The following is a 17,126-nucleotide window of genomic DNA, read 5'->3' as shown; positions in this document are numbered from 1 at the left end:
ATCAAACCGGCAAAACACATGGAAACCGCACCGAGAAACGAACAGGCAACAACATTACACTTAGAAGCGAGAGAAGCAGGACAGGCTGGGAACTACGATCTGGCGATTCAAAAACTGAACGAAGCCATGGTCATCGAACCCAATTGGGCCTACCCGGTATACGATTTGGCATTTACCTATTTGCTGAAAGGTGATTTTGCCAATGCGTTGAAATACTACAAACAAACCGACGAGTTGGAACCCGCAGGTTTCTTCACGACCAAAACAGCGGTCTACACGCTGGAAGGTGAGCAGAACGGTTTGTTCCCGGAAGGATTGTATACGTTCTACATGCAGATTGAGTGGACGGAAGAGCCGGAAAAGAAATACGAGATCGCGAAACGGATTGTCGACAATATTCCCGGATATGCTCCGGCATGGAAAGAACTGGTTTATCTGCAAAACGATCCCGAAGAACGCCTGTATGCCATCGAGCAGGGATTGGCTGGAAACCCGGATTCGGAAACAAAAGGAATCCTGATGCTCAATAAAGCCATGATTCTCCATGAGAAAGGCGATTCGGATACCGCGCGGAAATTACTCGAAGCAATCATCGAATCGCAGGAAACAACTGCGTCGAACAGTGCCATTGCAAAAGTCGCGATGCGCTCAATCAATGAAAATTAAAGCGTCAGCTGAAAAGATATGAAGACGATCTTCGAAACCCGGAGAAAAGAAAGCCGCGAGTCGAAAGGCAAACGGCTTCTTTTCAATTGGTTCCCTGCTTACCGCAGGACAGGAGGGAGGATCGTTTTCTGCTCCGGAGACTGGAATGAAGTTCATGTGTGCCTGCGCCTGAATTTCTTCACGAAGAATTATGTTGGTTCGGTTTTCGGCGGAAGTATTTACGGAGCACTTGACCCGATTTACATGATTCAGCTTATTCGTATCCTGGGTAACGACTACGTTGTTTGGGATAAATCCGCCCAGGTAAAATTCATAAAACCGGTTCGGAAAACGGTCTACGCCAAATTTGAAATCGGGGATGAGCAGCTGGCTGAAATTCGCGAAGCAGTAGCCCGGAATGGCAAATACACCATCGATTTTACAACCGCATTCCAGGATGAAGCCGGAACAATCTATGCAGAAGCGGTCAAAACATTGTACATCGCCGACAAAGCATTCTACAGCTTAAACCAAAAATAGACTTGTTTGAACTTTGGGGATGCTTTAGATAGGACATGTTGAACGGATACTCTATAAATAGTTGTTATCACCTGTCTTCGTTTAAGCCCGTGTTCCGGGAAAGAGAATGTCTCGAAAAAAGCCCGAAAAATCAGGAATCCGGCAATTTGAACCGTGTTTGAAGCAGAAAACGACCCGGAATTGGTTTTTTTAACAATTCTTATTGGAGGAACATAAGCGTCTGAGGTTTCAATTGTTATCCCTGGATGAACTAATTGTTATGGTGCTTTTAACAAGTTTTGGGAAGGGCGCATGATAGGAAACGGCTCGCTGAAGGCCTATTTTTGCTGGGAATTTTAAAAATACAATATGAAATCACCTTTACAATGGCTAGCCCTAGCCTCCGTCACGATGGTTTCAGGTATCAGTTTTTCTCAACAGACACTTTATGTATCCTCCACCGGATCAGATGCGTCTAATAACTGCTTGACACCTGGAAACCCTTGTGGAACAATCTCTCACGCGTATTCTCAAGCTGCGGCAACAGATACGATTCAGATTGCTCCGGGAAACTACCAACTCACAGCTACTTTGAATTTACTACAATCAGTTGTTTTAACTGGTGCTGACCCGGTAAACAGACCGGTTATTACATCGACAGCGTCTGATGTAATCTCTGTAAACAGCGATGATGTGACTATCAGCAACATCCAGTTCGAAATGGGATTAACGGCTTCTACCGGTTTGCGTGGAATCGTTGCAAACACAGGGGATTTTAACGACCTGAAAATCGTAAACAACGTATTCGAATCGGTGAACCCGGTTTCCGGAACACCGAACACGAATATGGTTTGGACAGCTTACGCGATTTCCCTGGTTTCTGCAGCAGGAGACGTTCAGCACGTAACAATCGAAGACAATGAGATTAGTGCAGATGCATCAGCGAACGTATTCGGACGTGGAATTTTCCTTGGAAACGGTGGCGCAGGATTGGATGCTCCGGGAGGAATAATCCGCGGAAACACCATCGCGGCTTACTACGCAATCCAGTCGGTGTTGATGGGAGATGATTTATTGATCTCTGACAACGACATCAACGGAACAGTGCTGGTAAGTTCTCCTCGTGCTGGCGTTGTAATCGACATCCAGGACAACACATTGGGGAATGATACTCAAATGACTCCTGCAAGTTACTACGCTGTATTGGAATTGCGTTCATTCGAAGTAGGATCTGTAAATGTTACAAACAACCAGTTCAACGAATACGTAAACGTAGGTTTGTTGAGTGAAGCATCTAAAAACGTAACGGTTGCCGGTAACACATTTACACCTGCTGCAACAGCAAACGCATTTGCTTCCATCATGGCAAACACGAAATTGATGACGAATGGTGTTCAGGGGAACACGTATTCCGATGAGATCGTGATTACAGGAAACACATTCAACGCAGGAGCTGCAGCAAGTGGTTCTGCAATCGTTTTCGCAGACCATTACGGAGTAAACACACCTGCATTTGCAAGCATCACAGTTGGAGGACCAACTACAGCAGAGAAAAACATCTTTGCTTCCGGTTTGGGTCAATTCATCGCTTTGGATGCGCAAACAGGAGCAAGTACTTCATTCCCGTTGTGGGCACCGTATCCGGCAACAACCATGAAGCCATTTGCTGAAGATGTAAACGCTTATGCTATTTACAACTCATACGGGTTGACAACATTGGCTGCAATCGAAGCAAAAAACTACGACCAGTTGGATAACAACTTGTTGGGTAAAATCAAATTGTCTGTTGACGGAACAAACCGTTACGTATCAACAACAGGTTCGGATGATGTAAATACATGTACCTTGCCGGGAAGCCCTTGTTTGACAATCGGACACGCACTTTCTGTTGCAGCAGCTGAAGATTCAGTAATCGTTGCTCCGGGGAACTACGCTGAAACAAGCGTATTGGCAATCAGCCAGAACGGAATCGTTTTGACTGCATCTGACATTACAAACAAACCGGTTGTTACAAGCAACCAGGCAAACGTAATCGACGTGAACGGAGACGATGTTGTCATCAACGGATTCGAGTTCAAAATGGGATTGACTTCCACTTCAGGAATCAAAGGAATTGTTTCTACTGGAAACAACTTCAACCACCTGACTCTGAAAAACAACGACTTCGTTTCTACAGCTGCTTTGGATGCTGAAGGAATGGTTTGGACAGCATTTGCAGTGCAATTGAGTTCTGCGGCTGGAGAGATTGATACCATCACCGTAACAGATAACACGGTAACAACTGAGTCTGCGAACCTGAATGTATTCGGTCGCGGAATTTACTTAGGTTCCGGTTCTACAAACGGTCCGGGTGGATTGATCGCTAACAACGATATCAAAGCATATTACGGTATTCAGACAGCGAACATTTTGACTGATCTGACAATCGAATCCAATGATATCAATGGAATCACGATGTTGAATGTGCCTCACAACAACGCATTGTTCAACGTTCACAACAACACATTCTCCGGTGCAGATATGAATACAAGCATGACTTCTGACAGCTTGTACGCAGTAATCGATATCCGTGGAATCTCTGAAGGTTCTTTGGACTTCAACAACAACGCGATTGAGAACTTCTCTACAATCGGTGTATTGAGCATGGCTTCTAAAAATGTAACCCTGAATGCAAACGAATTCACTCCGAAATCAACTGCAGATGCGTTTATCTCTATCATGGCTAACACGAAATTGATGACAAACGGAGTTCAGGGAAATACATATTCTGATGAGATCGTTATTACAGGAAACACGTTTACTGCAGGAGCAGCAGACGGTGGTACTGCAATCGTATTTGCTGACCACTATGGTGTAAACACTCCGGCATTTGCGGATATTACAATCGGTGGTACAACAGCTGCAGATCAGAACACATTCGATACGGATTTAGGAAACTACATCGTATTGGATGACCAGGAAGGAACAAGTACAGCATACCCATTGTGGGCTCCGTACGCTGTTACGACGATGAAACCGTTCTCTCAAAATGTAGAAGCATTGTACGTAAACAACGTTTACAACTTCGGTTCAACAGGAGAAGTGGAATTGAAAAACATCGATTCAGTTGATAATAATATCTTAGGAAAAGTAATCCTGGCGTACTCTTTCGTCGGATTGAACGAATGGTCTGCTGCAACAGCGACACTTTACCCGAACCCTGCAATCAACCAGGTAACTGTTGAGCTGACTGACAAAAACACAGCAGCTGAATTGACAATCGTTGATTTGCTTGGAAACGAGGTGTATCATTCAGCAATCAAAGGGACTGCATCCGTAGATGTAAGCAACTTGAAAGCAGGAGTATATGTGGTTCGCCTGAACAGCAACGGACAAACTTCCGCTACACGCTTTGTGAAAAACTAAGAATCCTTTATTCTTATCATCAGGTCCCTCTATTGGAAACAATAGGGGGATTTTTTTTGCACAAGATGCCTTCGACTCCGCTCAATCGTCTTGTACAGTGAATTTGCCAGTTCGCTTCAATAGTTATCGAGAGTCGAAGCGTAGCGGGAACGGACTGTATTTTAACACACCAAAACCACAATACGACCACTTCTTTTACGTTTTAATAACCAGGCATATATCCATTCGTAATGAAGCATTTGGCATTCGTAATTATTAATAACCTGTTCATAAACTTTCCTAATTCTTTCGAACCCTCCTTCAATTTTGGTTAATTTTATAGAAACTCAATATAGCACATGTTTGACTGGGAAGACGATAGTGATAATTTTGAAAACCACCTGAATGATGATCTGGCGCGCTTTGAGGCGCAGTTGGAGAGCAATTCAGTCGGTTTTTTTGACAGTGACCGTTTGGAAGCGATCATCGATCATTATTTGATGAACGGGAACTATTCCAAAGGTGAATTGGCCGCAGAGATCGGAGCACAGCAGTATCCGTTCAACAGCCTGTTTCAGATTCGCAGAGCCCAGGCCTTATCCGGTTTGGGAAAATTGAAGGAAGCGCTTGAATTACTGGATGCAGCGGAGAAAATTGATTCCGAATCGATGGAGTTGTTTTTGACGAAAGCAACGATTTTCAGTCAGTTGCGCGACAGCAAAAGAGCGGCTGCATTCTTCCGTCGCGCGCTGGAATTGGCGGATACGGAAGAAAAAGATGAGATTTACCTCGATTTGGCAACCGAACTGGAACAGCTGAAAGATTTCAAGGCTGCTGTAGAAGTGTTGGAAGAAGCGATGAAGGCTAATCCGAAAAACGAAGGTGCATTGTATGAACTTGCCTTCTGTTTCGATCAGTTAGGGAATAATGCCCGCGCAATTCAAACATATAGACGTTTCCTGGACGATAATCCCTATTCGTTTACGGCGTGGTATAACCTCGGGAATACCTACTCCAAAGAAGAAAAATTCCAGGATGCAATCACAGCTTATGAATACTGTGTAGCGATCAACGATCGTTTTTCCCCGGCATATTTCAATATGGGAAATGCACAGTTGACCTTGGAGCAGTACCGCGAATCAATTGAGTCTTTTGAATTATGTATTGAAATAGACGGAGACGATCCATTGACTTATTGTTACCTGGGCGAAGCGAACGAACAGCTGAACAACCTGGGTGTTGCCTGGGATTTTTACCAGAAAGCACTTTCACTCGCTCCCAATCTGGGAGAAGCCTGGCTGGGACTGGGAATTGTCAAAGATTTGGAAGGAAAACCCAAAGAAAGCCTGCACTATATCGAAAGAGCGCTCGAACTGGAACCCAATATGGACGGCTATTATCATGTGTATGCCGGGGCGCTGGAAAATGCCGGACTGCTGGAAGAAGCCGAAGAAGCATACCTGGCGTGTTTGACATTGGAACCGGGAAATGAAGACTGCTTTTTCGATTATGTCGACTATATGTTGGAACACCGGGTAGGAGACGCAAGAACCTTTGTAGAAAACTATATTCTGAAGCATCAATTCTTCTTTTCCGTCTTGCCGATCATTTATATGAATTGGGCGGCAGGAAATATGGAAGGCGCTAAGATTGTGTTGCTTGAGTCTTTTAATAAGGATCCTGAAAAAACAAAAGATGTTTTTATTCGCTATCCGGAATTGGAGGATGTCCAAGAATTCGTAAATTTGACTCGCTCGTAGGAGTTTAGTTGGCATTTTTCAATTACCAATTTTACCAAAAATGAATTTTAGTTTACCTTATATTCCGGAACGCACCAAACAACCACGGAAAAACGGGATCACCATGATGATGGACAAAGGCTTGAGTTTGAATGAAGCAGAGAATTTCATTCAGGCAAGCGGTCATTTGACAGACATCGTCAAGTTTGGTTTCGGAACAGCATTCGTCACAAACAATCTGGAAGAAAAACTCAAGGTATATCGTTCGGCAGGATTAAGACCTTATTTTGGAGGAACGCTTTTCGAAGCATTTTATGCCCGCGGACGTTTTGAAGATTACTTACGTCTGCTCGATAAATACGACCTGGATTTGGCTGAAATTTCTGACGGTTCAATCATTTTGAACCACGATGAGAAACTGGAGTTGATCCAGCGTTTGTCTAAGACCAGAACGGTACTTTCTGAAGTAGGTTCAAAAGATTCTGGGATTCTGATTAGTCCGGGAAGATGGATTAAAATGATGAGTTCCGAACTCGAAGCAGGATCCTGGAAAGTGATCGCTGAAGGACGTGAAGCCGGAAACGTAGGTGTATTCCGTCCGAACGGAACAGCACATACTATGTTGATCAATAAAATCATTGCGAAAGTAAAACCGGAAGATATCCTGTGGGAAGCTCCGCAGAAAAATCAGCAGGTTTGGTTTGTTAAACTCTTCGGAGCAAACGTAAACCTCGGAAACATTGCTCCGAATGAAGTAATTCCATTGGAATGCCTTCGTTTGGGACTGAGAGGGGATACCTTCTTTGATTTCTTGCCGGAAGATTACGCCCTGCGCCTGAAGCAGGTAGATTCAGACGAGCCGGAAGAAGAATAAGATATGTTTCGGTCGAAAGTAGTATTGAACGGACATGCCGGCCCGATTTACGCGGCTTCCTGGGATGGTCGTTTTTTATACAGTTCGTCCGGAGATAAATATGTCACGCGTTGGGATCTTGCGGCTTCTCTGCAAGATTCTTCGTTCACTGTTAAGCTGGAACATGCAGCTTATGTCATCGAAGCAAAGCAGGATTGCTGCTTTATCGGGTGTACGGACGGAACGCTGCTTGCAATCGATACACAGCAGAAAAACATCTTATGGGAACACAATTTCTTCGGAAATGCGTGGTTTTCCCTGCTAATGGATACCGATCAGAACTGGCTCATTGCCGGTGACTCCGAAGGAAATTTACTGGTTCTCGACCCAAAATCGGGAAAACGGATTTTGCACCTGCCTCTGGCTGCGGGAAAGATTCGCACAATTGTCAGGAAGGACAGCCGCTGCTTCGTCAGCACGCAGTTGATCGGTGTACTGGTGTTTTCCTGCGATACCTGGAACGAAATTGCATCCTGGGAACCCAATGAGTTGGGAAGTAATGCCCTGTATGTCGACGAAACTGCCAGCCGCATTATCACAGCCGGGAGAGATGCCCATATTGTGATCAATAGCCCGGATTACGAGATTTTGAAACGGATTCCGGCACATTACCAGGCCATTTACAAGCTGATTGCTGTCGGAAATCAATTCGTCACCGCTTCCCTTGATAAAACAATGAAGGTGTGGAATTCAGACTTTTCAAAAGTGGAACAACGCATTGAATTGAAAGAAGGCGGACACAACCGTTCGGTAAACGGAGTGGTTCTGATTGACCAGCAAACCTTTGCCAGTTATGGCGACGATAAGAAGCTGATCGTGTGGCAAAAAGAATCACCGATTTCTTGGTCTGATAATTGATTCTGAAAAAGGAATTTTGTACATTAGTGTTATTATGGACAACGACTTAAATTCACTATATCCGCCAAAACCTTTTTTGGAAAAGGAACCGATGCGGCAAGGTCATATTGCTGTGACGGTTTTTTCGCTTTTGCTTTTCGCATTGAGCTTTTTGCTGTTTTTTGACAATCAGTTTTTGTTCCTTATTGAATTGATCGCGGTATTGGTGATCCACGAAGGTGGACACTACCTGTTTATGAAACTGTACAAATACGAAAACGTGCGGATGCTTTTTGTTCCGCTGATGGGAGCATTTGTGCACGGACACAAGGAATCGTACAGGCAAAGACAAAGCCTGATGGTGGTGATGGCAGGACCATTTCCCGGAATTATTATCGGAATTGCGCTTTGGTTGCTCGGATTGAATTACCAGGTGTCTTGGATGGTTGAAACAGCATTGTTGCTTTTTGCGGTCAATATTCTGAATCTGCTTCCATTGCTTCCGCTGGATGGCGGTCGTATGCTGAGCATCTTGTTTTTCGAGCGAATCGAATTATTCCAGGTTGTTTTTTCATTCATTTCATCCCTGGTACTGATAGGAGTGGGATATTTCCTGGATTGGTACATTATTATGATCTTCGGGTTCCTGATGGGATTCCAGGTCAGAAGCCTGCACCGCCGCTACCTCATTCACAAAGGGCTGAAGGAAGACGAGGTGAACTTCAATTCGACTTATGATAACCTTTCGGACCGTTCGTATCATTTCGTGAAGAACCACGTGTTGGAACACACTCCGGGGCTGAGACGATTTGTCGAAAACATGGAAGGGGAAGACACGAAAACCGTTGTGGCGAATGAAGTGAAAAACATGCTGGAGCCTCCGATGGAACAGGATGTAACACTTCTGATGAAGATTTCAGTACTTATTGCCTGGATTTTGGCTATTTTTGGCCCGATTTACCTGATGTGGAGTCAGGATTTTTTTAATAAAATCTATGCAGTTTAAGATCGGACAAAAAGTGTCGTTTTTATATGAAAAGGGAGACGGTGTTATTTTAAAGCTCGAACCGAACCGGGCACTTGTTTCGGATGATTCGGGTTTTGACCGCTGGTTTCCCTTGAATGAGTTGGTATACATCCATTCTGAGAAGTATGTGGATGATGAAATAACCATTTCCAAAGAAGATGTAGAACCGGAAACGACCTTCCGGGTTATCGAAGAGCGCACCGGAGCTAAAAAACCGCGTACTATTTGGGAAATCGACCTGCATATCGAAGAAATCCTGGAATCTACGCAGGGAATGTCCAATACGGAGATTTTGATGAAGCAGATGGCAGAATTCCGGGCAACATTCAAAAAAGCCAAAAATCAATCGGTTCACAAACTGATCGTCATTCATGGCGTAGGTGAGGGAGTGTTGAAAAATGAAATCCGTACCTATTTATCACAACAAGATCAAATTGAAGTATACGATGCCGATTTCCTTGAATATGGGAAAGGCGCTACAGCTGTAGAATTTCACCCGAACTGGTGATGTCCGAAGAACCGTTCGATCAGCTTAATTTCTCCATTGAAGAAAAGAACAGAAGGAATAAAACGCTTATTCTGTCTGTTGTTTTGTGCATTCTTTTTCTAGTGGGTGGATTGTTCGGTTTTTCTCAGTTCGTCGGGTTCTTAAACGCATATTTTAAGCTCCGCAATAAATTAGTGGCATTCGAAGCGGTATCGGTATCATTAGCTGTTTCCTGGGCATTTCTTCCGTTCATCGCGTTTGCTGGTTGGATAAGAAGAATCCGGAAAGGTCGAAAGGCCAATTATTTTTTCTTCCTGGTTCTGACTTTGCTTTCATATAGCGCTTTTCTGATGCTGGGAATGGAGTTGGTGATGGGGTTAGGGTTAAAAACAAGCAATCCCTTATTACCGGCAGCCATTATTTTTGCTCCGTTCCAGTATTATTTTGACCTGTTATTCCTGCTGACTTCGTTTTTGTCTTTTGGGTTATTAAGAATCTTTACCAGAAGGAAATAACACTTATTTACAGACAGAGTAAATAGAATCTTCTGTTCCGAAAGTAAATTCGCCCTGGTGTTCCCAGAAGTAGTATTTTCCATCCTTTGTTGCGTACTTCACACCGCTTGCCGCACGAACCTGTTGCATGTCGTATTCCCCGTTCAGCTCCGGACTTTTCACAGACACTTTCACACTGGTCGTGCTATCGCCCGAAGCAATGACAACACGTTCGCTGAAAGTTACCTTGAATTCATTTTCGCAGTCGAATTGCATGTTGCGATTCTTTTTGATCGTGCTACCGCCACCCATACAGGAACCCAGCGCACCCGCGGTTAGTAAAATAATCCCCAGCTTTTTCATACAGACAATTTTATTAAAAGTACATAAAAGTACTTTCCGGCCCAAAAAACAGCATCAATTTCATTGAAGCAATGTTCCGGGAAGCGGGCATCATGATTTTTTCATTCAGACGGAGATCAACGTTGTTGCATGACCCGGATTTACATTCAATCGGAGTTTTACTGTTTGATAAATTTGTATGTAGCTTGTGGGTGATACTTCAGACGGATGTAATAAATTCCACCGGGCAAATCATGAATAGGGATGTCCATCGTCTTTGCTGAGATAGCTGCCGATCGCTCCAAACGACCAATTGCACTGTAAATAAGGATAGATTCTTCCTCAGGAAAGTCAGAAAAAGTTAAGGTAATTGTCTCTGATGCCGGATTGGGAGATACAGACCAGGAAGGTTCCGGCTTTTGATAGGCAGCATCTGCCGTACCACAATTAAATTCAAGTATGAAAGAGGTCGTTGTATCGGAAGGACAAATCGCGTTTGGGTTACTGACTTTACAAAAATAGGTTCCGGATGTAGTGATCAATAAGGTGTCTTCATTCGTCATCATTGGTAACAGTGCATTATTTCGATACCACAGGATGTTTTCTGTGCCGGATAAAAAACTGTTCGTATGCAATACCGCAAATATTACAGTATCTCCCGTACACGGATCGCCCATAGCATCAAAGTAATAACCGGACCATTCTGCTGATACCGTATAGGGAACAGATAATTCAGAACAACCGTTGATGGTGGTGATAACAGAAAACCCCGAAGCTCCGTAACGGGAGTAATTGTCTAGGTATTGATTGGTCTCAGGTAAGGGAGTATTGTTCATAAACCACTGGTAAGAATCTGCAACCTGTGTCCGGAGCGTATCGTAATGACACAACCACGGGTTAGTGGTGTAAATTGTTGGTGTATGACTGCAAAATTGAATGACGGTATCTGAAAAGCTGGTATGAATGCCCTGTAAGTCACAGGTTGTGGTTGTTAAAGAAACAGTATAGGTTCCATCAGATGAATAAGCGTGTGCCGGATTGGTTAAGGAAGAGGTAGCGCCATCTCCAAAATCCCAAAAATACACTTGCCGGACACCATTGCTGACCGCTTTGAAAAGAACTTCATTGGTAGTGCTTGTACCGATTTGATACAGCAACTTAGAGAAAGGTGGTTTCTTGAAATCCCAAATTTGAAGATGATCAAAGACTTGTGTTTTTACGGCGTTTCTTATGATAGCAGCCCGCGTTGCATTTAACCCGAAGTCAAAACTAATCAAAGTAGGGTCTTTTTTAAAGAGCGCGGTATAAAAGCAGCATGCAGCAGCATAAGATCCTTCAACTGATGGATGGCTCTCGTCTGCCTGGTACAATTCAATCATCGGATAGTTTTGTCGGAGGTAATTCCAGACTACCGAAACCGGGCATACTTCTCCGTTAATAGAAGATGTAAGGTCTAAATAGCATTCTTTGATGGTACTATCCATTCCCTGATAAGTACACATTGCTGAAAATGCGGCACAATTGGATGGATCTCCGTTTTTTCTTCCCCAGGTCATAAAGGGCACGGTCACGGCGCAGGAGTTGTACTGTTTTATCTGATTATACAAGGTGAGACCTCCATTATTAAACTGATTGTATTGGGTTATGGGTTCCTGGCTTTGTCCCTGAATCACCACATAATCCCAGGATCCGGACATTATTTTACTTTGACTGGTTGGGTCAAGGGTATGATCCAATAGTTGATATCCACCCGGAGAATAGCTGTCAAAAATAATGGTATCACCAGCAGACAAGGCAACATCATGTACGATTGCCGGTAAATTATTTACACTGGTATAGCTGTTGCCGAGAAACAGCACCCGGTAACTTGATTGTGCTTTCAGTTGATTCGTTAAAACACAAAAAAATGAGGCAAGAAGGATACCAGTCAGGTATTTCATAGGCACAAATTTTACACAAGATACACAAAAAGTATTTCCAGGCAAAACGAAAGGAGCCGGAGAACTGGTTAAACCACCTGATTTTCAGTGTCAAAGTGCTTTCGTCATGATGAAATCATCCATCACAAACCCGTTTCCGATATCCAACACTTCTTCAGACGCAATGGAAAATCCGTGCCTGCGGTAAAAATCCACGGCCTTGTTATTTTTGTTCACATTCAGGTGAAGATGCGTATCTGCATGAAAAAGAGCTTGTTTTTCGACTTGTTCCAACAAGCGTTTTCCGATTCCCATACCGTGTGTATCGGGAAGAACGTATAGTTTGTGAATCCGCGTAAAATGAGCTTCCGGATGATGATGCTCGATTCCGCAGAAACCAACTGCCTGACCGTCTTTTTCTGCCAGCCAGAACGCCTGGTTCGAATCCAGGATTGCCTGCTCTATATTGGAGGTGCTGTACATCCGGTCGAGCATGTAACGAATCTGTTCCGGGGTGATAATCCCCTTGTAGGAAACGGGCCAGGTCTTTTCTGAAATCTCCTGGATTAATGCGATATCAGCGACTGTTGCTAAGCGTAAAGTTACCATGTTGTTACAAATCTTTTCCGAAGGAATACATGTCGTTGTGATTGAATTCAATCTTGTCTTTGACATGCTTGATTGTTTTGATCAGACCGAATACAAATTCGTCGGTGTTTTGGTTCAGCCATTTAAAACCGGATTCCTCGTCGTCGATGGCCATTGCTGCGTGATACAGAAATTCAAATCCGTGAACCTGGAGCCAGTGCTGTGCGCTTTCATTTCCTTCTGCTGCATTGATAAAAGCCATCAGGTGCGGATACCCGTTTTTCATGAGCCAGTCGCGGGCTTCCTGTTTGAGTAAAATAGCCTGATTCAGAAAGAAGATTTCTTCGTATCCGTTTTCGTAAAGGAATTTTTCGAGTTCCTGGTGTCCTTCCAGGGCTTTGATCCAGGCCAAAATGATTTTGGTCGGGTAATTGAATTCCGCAAACGCAATATTTGCTTTCTTCACCTCGGCCTTTTTCCGTTTTTCCTCCAAAGGCTCTTTTCCGAATACACGTTTAAACCAGTTCATATCAAGCAAAGAATAAATAGGCAATCAAAACTGCCGCAATTGCTCCTACAAGATCGCAAAATAATCCCGCAGTTGCAGCATATCGGGTCTTTTTTATCCCGACAGAACCAAAATAAACGGATAAGACGTAGAAGGTAGTTTCGGTACTTCCCTGGAAAGTAGCAGACAAGTTGCTCACAAAAGAATCTGCACCAAATTGCTGCATGTTTTCGACCATCAATCCCCGGGCTCCGGAACCGGAGAACGGCTTCATCAGCATCACGGGAAGCGCATCAATGAATTCGGTAGATTTTACTCCCAATTCAATTACCAGCCATTTCAAATTGTTCATCAGGTCGGTTAGCGCACCGCATGATTTGAATAAGCTGATCGCACACAACATCGCTACCAGGAACGGAAGAATGTTCAAAGCCACCTGAAAGCCGCCTTTTGCACCTTCCACAAACGATTCGAACGCTGCAATCCGGCTTTTGATGGCCATGATGATGAAGAAAGTAATGAACCCGAACATGATGGTGTTGCTCAAAATCCGCGAAAGGAAATTGACCTGTTCAGGATGGGCATTCAAATACCACAGAAGCAGCACGATCAATGCAGTTAACCCACCGATATATCCGAGGATAGTAGCATTCAATAAATTGATTTTCTGACGGATTGCCACGAACAGCAGCCCTCCAAGTGTAGCGAAATAAGTCGTTAACAGGATCGGGATGAAGACAGAAGTAGGGTTGTGAGAACCGGCACTTGCTCTGGCTGCAATGATCGAAACAGGGATGATCGTTAAACCGGAAGCGTTGAGTACCAAAAACATGATCTGGGCGTTGGACGCCTTATCCTTTTCCGGGTTGATGTCCTGGAGCTGCTGCATGGCTCTTAAACCGGCAGGTGTAGCTGCGTTGTCGAGTCCGAGCATGTTGGCCGAAAAATTCAGCATGATGCTTCCCATCGCAGGGTGATTTTTCGGAACTTCCGGGAACAATTTGGAAAAAAGCGGATTCACCAGCCGCGACATCACATTCACAGCACCGCTGTCTTCACCGATTTTCATTAAGCCCATCCAAAGGCAGAGAATTCCGGTCATCCCGATTGCCAATTCAAATGCAGATTTGGCCGTCTCAAAAAGACCGTCCATCATGTGTTTCAAAATCCAGGTGTCTTGCCAGAAAATGAATTTTGAAAATCCCATCAGGATGGCAATGACAAACATTCCGATCCAAACTCTATTCAATACCATAGATCAAAAATCGGGATTTAATTGCTCTGAGATCGTTCGTATTGTTCGCAAATATGAACAAAGTTTTCAAGAATGACAGCACCGTGATTTCCGGACACTTCCGGGTGAAACTGAACGCCGTAGAACGGCTTTTCGCGGTGCATCATGGCTTCATTTACGGTGGCATCTGAAACGGCTGTGTGAATGAAATCTTTCGGGATGCTGACTGCTTCACAATGATCTTCCATGAGTTCAATTTCGGAAGGAAGTTTATTAAAAAGCGGGCAATCGGCGATTATTTCCACGGTTTGCCAGTCGCGGTCTTCCCGCTGACGGTTGGAAAGTGCTCCGAAAGTGAGCCCAAGCATCTGGTGTCCGAAGCAGATCCCGAGAACCGGTTTTTCTTCGGTTTTGATCCATTCGAACTGCTTGAGATACGGTTCGGTGTCGACCTCCGTGATCAAAATCGGTGCCCCGGAAATGATGAATCCGAGTGCGTCGGAATGTGCTTCGCGTTGAAATTCGAAAAGAGGAACGACCCGGGTGTCCATGTATTCATATACAATGGATTCGATCAGGGGCGTTTTGGAACTTCCGCAATCGATAACGACAATCATAACTCAATTTGTCCGATTCCCTGACGAATGATTTCCGGTGCTCCGGAAGTACAATCCACAATGGTGGAAGCTTCGAGATTCCCCGGGCCGCCGTCAATAATGACGGAAACTTCATCGTCATAGCGTTCATAAATAGCTGCAGGATCCACGAAGTAATCCATAATCTCATCTTCGGAATCGTGCAGGGAAGTGACCGCCATCGGATTTCCCAATCGCTCCACTACTGTTTGAACAATTTTGTTGTCCGGAATCCGAATCCCGATCTCTTTCTTGCTGACATCAAATAACTTGGAAACTTCGTTGGTTGCGTCCAGGATAAACGTGAAAGGTCCGGGAAGCGATTGCTTCAAGAGGCGGAAGATATTGCGGTCGAGTTGTTTGACATATTCGGAAACCTGGCTCAGGTCTGAACAGATAATGGAAAAATTCGCTTTTGAAAGTTTTACATCTTTCCATTTTGCCAGTTCGGCCAGCGCTTTTTTGTTCATGACATCACATCCTACAGCGTAAACCGTATCGGTCGGAAAAATGATGATGCCGCCTTTTTTGAGTTCGTCAACGACTTGTTGAACCAAACGATTGTCAATATTGTCCGGATTGATTTCTATAAACATGTTGTGAGTTTTGCTTTTATAAATTTAATCAAAATTCGTGGATTTCGAAACAGGGCGTGGGATTTGAGATTGGAACGAGGTTTGTAATGAGAATTCAAAATTCAAAAGTTAAAAGTCAAAAGTTAAAAGTCAAAATGTGAAATGGGAGATTGGGAGTGTGCCTTTTAAATTTTTTGAATTTTGCATTAAGTAAGTATCTTTGCAAAAATTTTTTAAATGAAAGCGTTTATCTTAGTAACAATCTGTTTTTTAGGGCTTCGTGTGCATGCACAGCTGGATCGGAAATCCATTTACACGGCTTTGGCTAGTGATTCGAAAGAGCTGGTACAAAAACAACTGGATGGTTTGCAGAATGCAAAAGAATCTTCGGAAGTGAAGGCATTTAAAGGAGCTTTGCAGATGAAAGCAGCACAGTTTCAGAAAACGGCAAAAGACAAAATGGAATTGTTTAACACCGGTAAAAAAATGCTTGAATCGGAGATTAAATCGAATGACGGGAATGTGGAATACCGCTTTTTACGTTTGCTAATCCAGGAAAACGCTCCGAAACAGTTGAAATACAATGGAAATATCAGCGAGGATGCTACGGCAATTATTACCGGGTATAGTAAGCTGAAGGAAGCGACGAAAACGGCTTTGGAGGCCTATGCGAAGAAATCGGCATCGCTCAGCGGACTGATATAAGTTAAAATTGAAAAGGGGCTTCGACTCCGCTCAGCCCACTTTTCAATTTTCCATTTTAACTTTTCAATTCTCAATGATTATTGCACGTCTGCTTTTACTTTCAGCGTTGTAATACGCGGTTCCGTATTGGCAGTAACAGTAATCGTTTTTTCACTGACTCCTTTTCCGTTCGGTTTGAATCCGACTTCAATTTTATCGGATTTTCCGGGAGCAATCGGGCCTTCCGGTTTGCTTGGAGTAGTACACCCACAGCTTGCTTTCACATCCGAAAGAACCAGTGGTTTTGTTCCGGTATTCGTAACCACGAACGTACAGTGATTTTCTACACCTTCCGTTACTTTTCCGAAATCGTGCATCTCTTTGTCGATTTTCATCGTGGTAACCGATTCGGCTTCGATGCGCTGCTGTTCTTTCAATTCTTTTAAGGCTTGTTCGTTTGCTTTGATCGTTTCCGGATCGTCGGCAACTTCCAGCTTCAGTCCGTCTTCAGGATCTGTTTTTGAAGCGTTATCCGAACAAGCGCTCATGGTTCCGCCAATCAATAAAAGGGCAATGAAGAAACTTTTCTTTTTCAT

General features: G+C 43.9%; 18 protein-coding genes. 10 read left to right on the top strand and 8 right to left on the bottom strand.

Annotated features, from left to right (window positions below; translation table 11 throughout):
- The first annotated feature begins 18 nt into the window (after positions 1-18).
- The 9 genes from ABDV94_RS04690 to ABDV94_RS04650 all read left to right on the top strand — a co-directional run bounded on the left by ABDV94_RS04690 (position 19) and on the right by ABDV94_RS04650 (position 10,066).
- A complete protein-coding gene (locus tag ABDV94_RS04690; RefSeq protein ID WP_343605196.1) occupies positions 19-666 on the top strand; it encodes a hypothetical protein in 648 nt (215 codons plus the stop codon).
- Positions 667-684: 18 nt separating this feature from the next.
- Positions 685-1,185: a DUF4442 domain-containing protein gene (locus ABDV94_RS04685; RefSeq protein WP_343605194.1), complete on the top strand. Its 501-nt coding sequence runs from the start codon at positions 685-687 to the stop codon at positions 1,183-1,185.
- 348 nt (positions 1,186-1,533) lie between these two features.
- Positions 1,534-4,569, top strand: a complete 3,036-nt coding sequence (locus ABDV94_RS04680) for a T9SS type A sorting domain-containing protein (protein WP_343605192.1) — start codon at positions 1,534-1,536, stop codon at positions 4,567-4,569.
- 338 nt (positions 4,570-4,907) lie between these two features.
- On the top strand, positions 4,908-6,308 hold the full coding sequence (locus ABDV94_RS04675) for a tetratricopeptide repeat protein (RefSeq protein WP_343605190.1): 1,401 nt from the start codon (positions 4,908-4,910) through the stop codon (positions 6,306-6,308).
- A 40-nt stretch (positions 6,309-6,348) separates the two neighbouring features.
- Complete coding sequence (locus ABDV94_RS04670; protein ID WP_343605188.1) at positions 6,349-7,161, top strand: phosphosulfolactate synthase; 813 nt, start codon at positions 6,349-6,351, stop codon at positions 7,159-7,161.
- A gap of 3 nt (positions 7,162-7,164) precedes the next feature.
- Entirely contained in the window at positions 7,165-8,058 is an 894-nt protein-coding gene (locus tag ABDV94_RS04665) for a PQQ-binding-like beta-propeller repeat protein (protein ID WP_343605186.1), read from the top strand.
- 91 nt (positions 8,059-8,149) lie between these two features.
- The gene (locus ABDV94_RS04660; RefSeq protein WP_343605184.1) at positions 8,150-9,043 is read left to right on the top strand and encodes a site-2 protease family protein; all 894 of its coding nucleotides are present in this window, start codon (positions 8,150-8,152) and stop codon (positions 9,041-9,043) included.
- The gene (locus ABDV94_RS04655) at positions 9,033-9,572 is read left to right on the top strand and encodes a Smr/MutS family protein (RefSeq protein WP_343605183.1); all 540 of its coding nucleotides are present in this window, start codon (positions 9,033-9,035) and stop codon (positions 9,570-9,572) included. The genes ABDV94_RS04660 and ABDV94_RS04655 overlap by 11 nt, the downstream gene beginning before the upstream one ends.
- Positions 9,573-9,745: 173 nt before the next feature.
- The gene (locus ABDV94_RS04650) at positions 9,746-10,066 is read left to right on the top strand and encodes a hypothetical protein (protein WP_343605181.1); all 321 of its coding nucleotides are present in this window, start codon (positions 9,746-9,748) and stop codon (positions 10,064-10,066) included.
- A 3-nt stretch (positions 10,067-10,069) separates the two neighbouring features.
- Here ABDV94_RS04650 and ABDV94_RS04645 read toward each other — a convergent pair whose 3' ends face one another.
- The 7 genes from ABDV94_RS04645 to ABDV94_RS04615 all read right to left on the bottom strand — a co-directional run bounded on the left by ABDV94_RS04645 (position 10,070) and on the right by ABDV94_RS04615 (position 15,867).
- Positions 10,070-10,408 (bottom strand): MliC family protein, encoded by a 339-nt coding sequence (locus ABDV94_RS04645; protein WP_343605179.1) that lies wholly within the window; start codon positions 10,406-10,408, stop codon positions 10,070-10,072.
- A gap of 158 nt (positions 10,409-10,566) precedes the next feature.
- Complete coding sequence (locus tag ABDV94_RS04640) at positions 10,567-12,327, bottom strand: PKD domain-containing protein (protein WP_343605177.1); 1,761 nt, start codon at positions 12,325-12,327, stop codon at positions 10,567-10,569.
- A gap of 90 nt (positions 12,328-12,417) precedes the next feature.
- Positions 12,418-12,981, bottom strand: a complete 564-nt coding sequence (locus ABDV94_RS04635; protein WP_343605175.1) for a GNAT family N-acetyltransferase — start codon at positions 12,979-12,981, stop codon at positions 12,418-12,420.
- Complete coding sequence (locus ABDV94_RS04630) at positions 12,920-13,423, bottom strand: hypothetical protein (protein ID WP_343605174.1); 504 nt, start codon at positions 13,421-13,423, stop codon at positions 12,920-12,922. The genes ABDV94_RS04635 and ABDV94_RS04630 overlap by 62 nt, the downstream gene beginning before the upstream one ends.
- Position 13,424: 1 nt before the next feature.
- Positions 13,425-14,657 carry a nucleoside recognition domain-containing protein gene (locus tag ABDV94_RS04625; RefSeq protein ID WP_343605173.1) on the bottom strand — a complete coding sequence of 411 codons (1,233 nt, stop codon included), beginning with the start codon at positions 14,655-14,657 and terminating at the stop codon, positions 13,425-13,427.
- Positions 14,658-14,674: 17 nt separating this feature from the next.
- Positions 14,675-15,253 carry a gamma-glutamyl-gamma-aminobutyrate hydrolase family protein gene (locus ABDV94_RS04620; RefSeq protein WP_343605171.1) on the bottom strand — a complete coding sequence of 193 codons (579 nt, stop codon included), beginning with the start codon at positions 15,251-15,253 and terminating at the stop codon, positions 14,675-14,677.
- Entirely contained in the window at positions 15,250-15,867 is a 618-nt protein-coding gene (locus ABDV94_RS04615) for an L-threonylcarbamoyladenylate synthase (RefSeq protein ID WP_343605169.1), read from the bottom strand. The genes ABDV94_RS04620 and ABDV94_RS04615 overlap by 4 nt, the downstream gene beginning before the upstream one ends.
- Before the next feature lie 216 nt (positions 15,868-16,083).
- On the opposite strand from ABDV94_RS04615, the gene ABDV94_RS04610 reads away from it, so the two are divergent.
- Positions 16,084-16,551 carry a hypothetical protein gene (locus tag ABDV94_RS04610; protein ID WP_343605167.1) on the top strand — a complete coding sequence of 156 codons (468 nt, stop codon included), beginning with the start codon at positions 16,084-16,086 and terminating at the stop codon, positions 16,549-16,551.
- A gap of 77 nt (positions 16,552-16,628) precedes the next feature.
- On the opposite strand, the gene ABDV94_RS04605 is transcribed toward ABDV94_RS04610, so the two are convergent.
- Positions 16,629-17,126 carry a DUF1573 domain-containing protein gene (locus ABDV94_RS04605; RefSeq protein ID WP_343605166.1) on the bottom strand — a complete coding sequence of 166 codons (498 nt, stop codon included), beginning with the start codon at positions 17,124-17,126 and terminating at the stop codon, positions 16,629-16,631.

The organism is Fluviicola sp., from assembly GCF_039596355.1.
Classification (GTDB): Bacteria; Bacteroidota; Bacteroidia; order Flavobacteriales_D; family Crocinitomicaceae; genus Fluviicola.
This window is presented reverse-complemented; position numbering and strand designations above follow the sequence as displayed.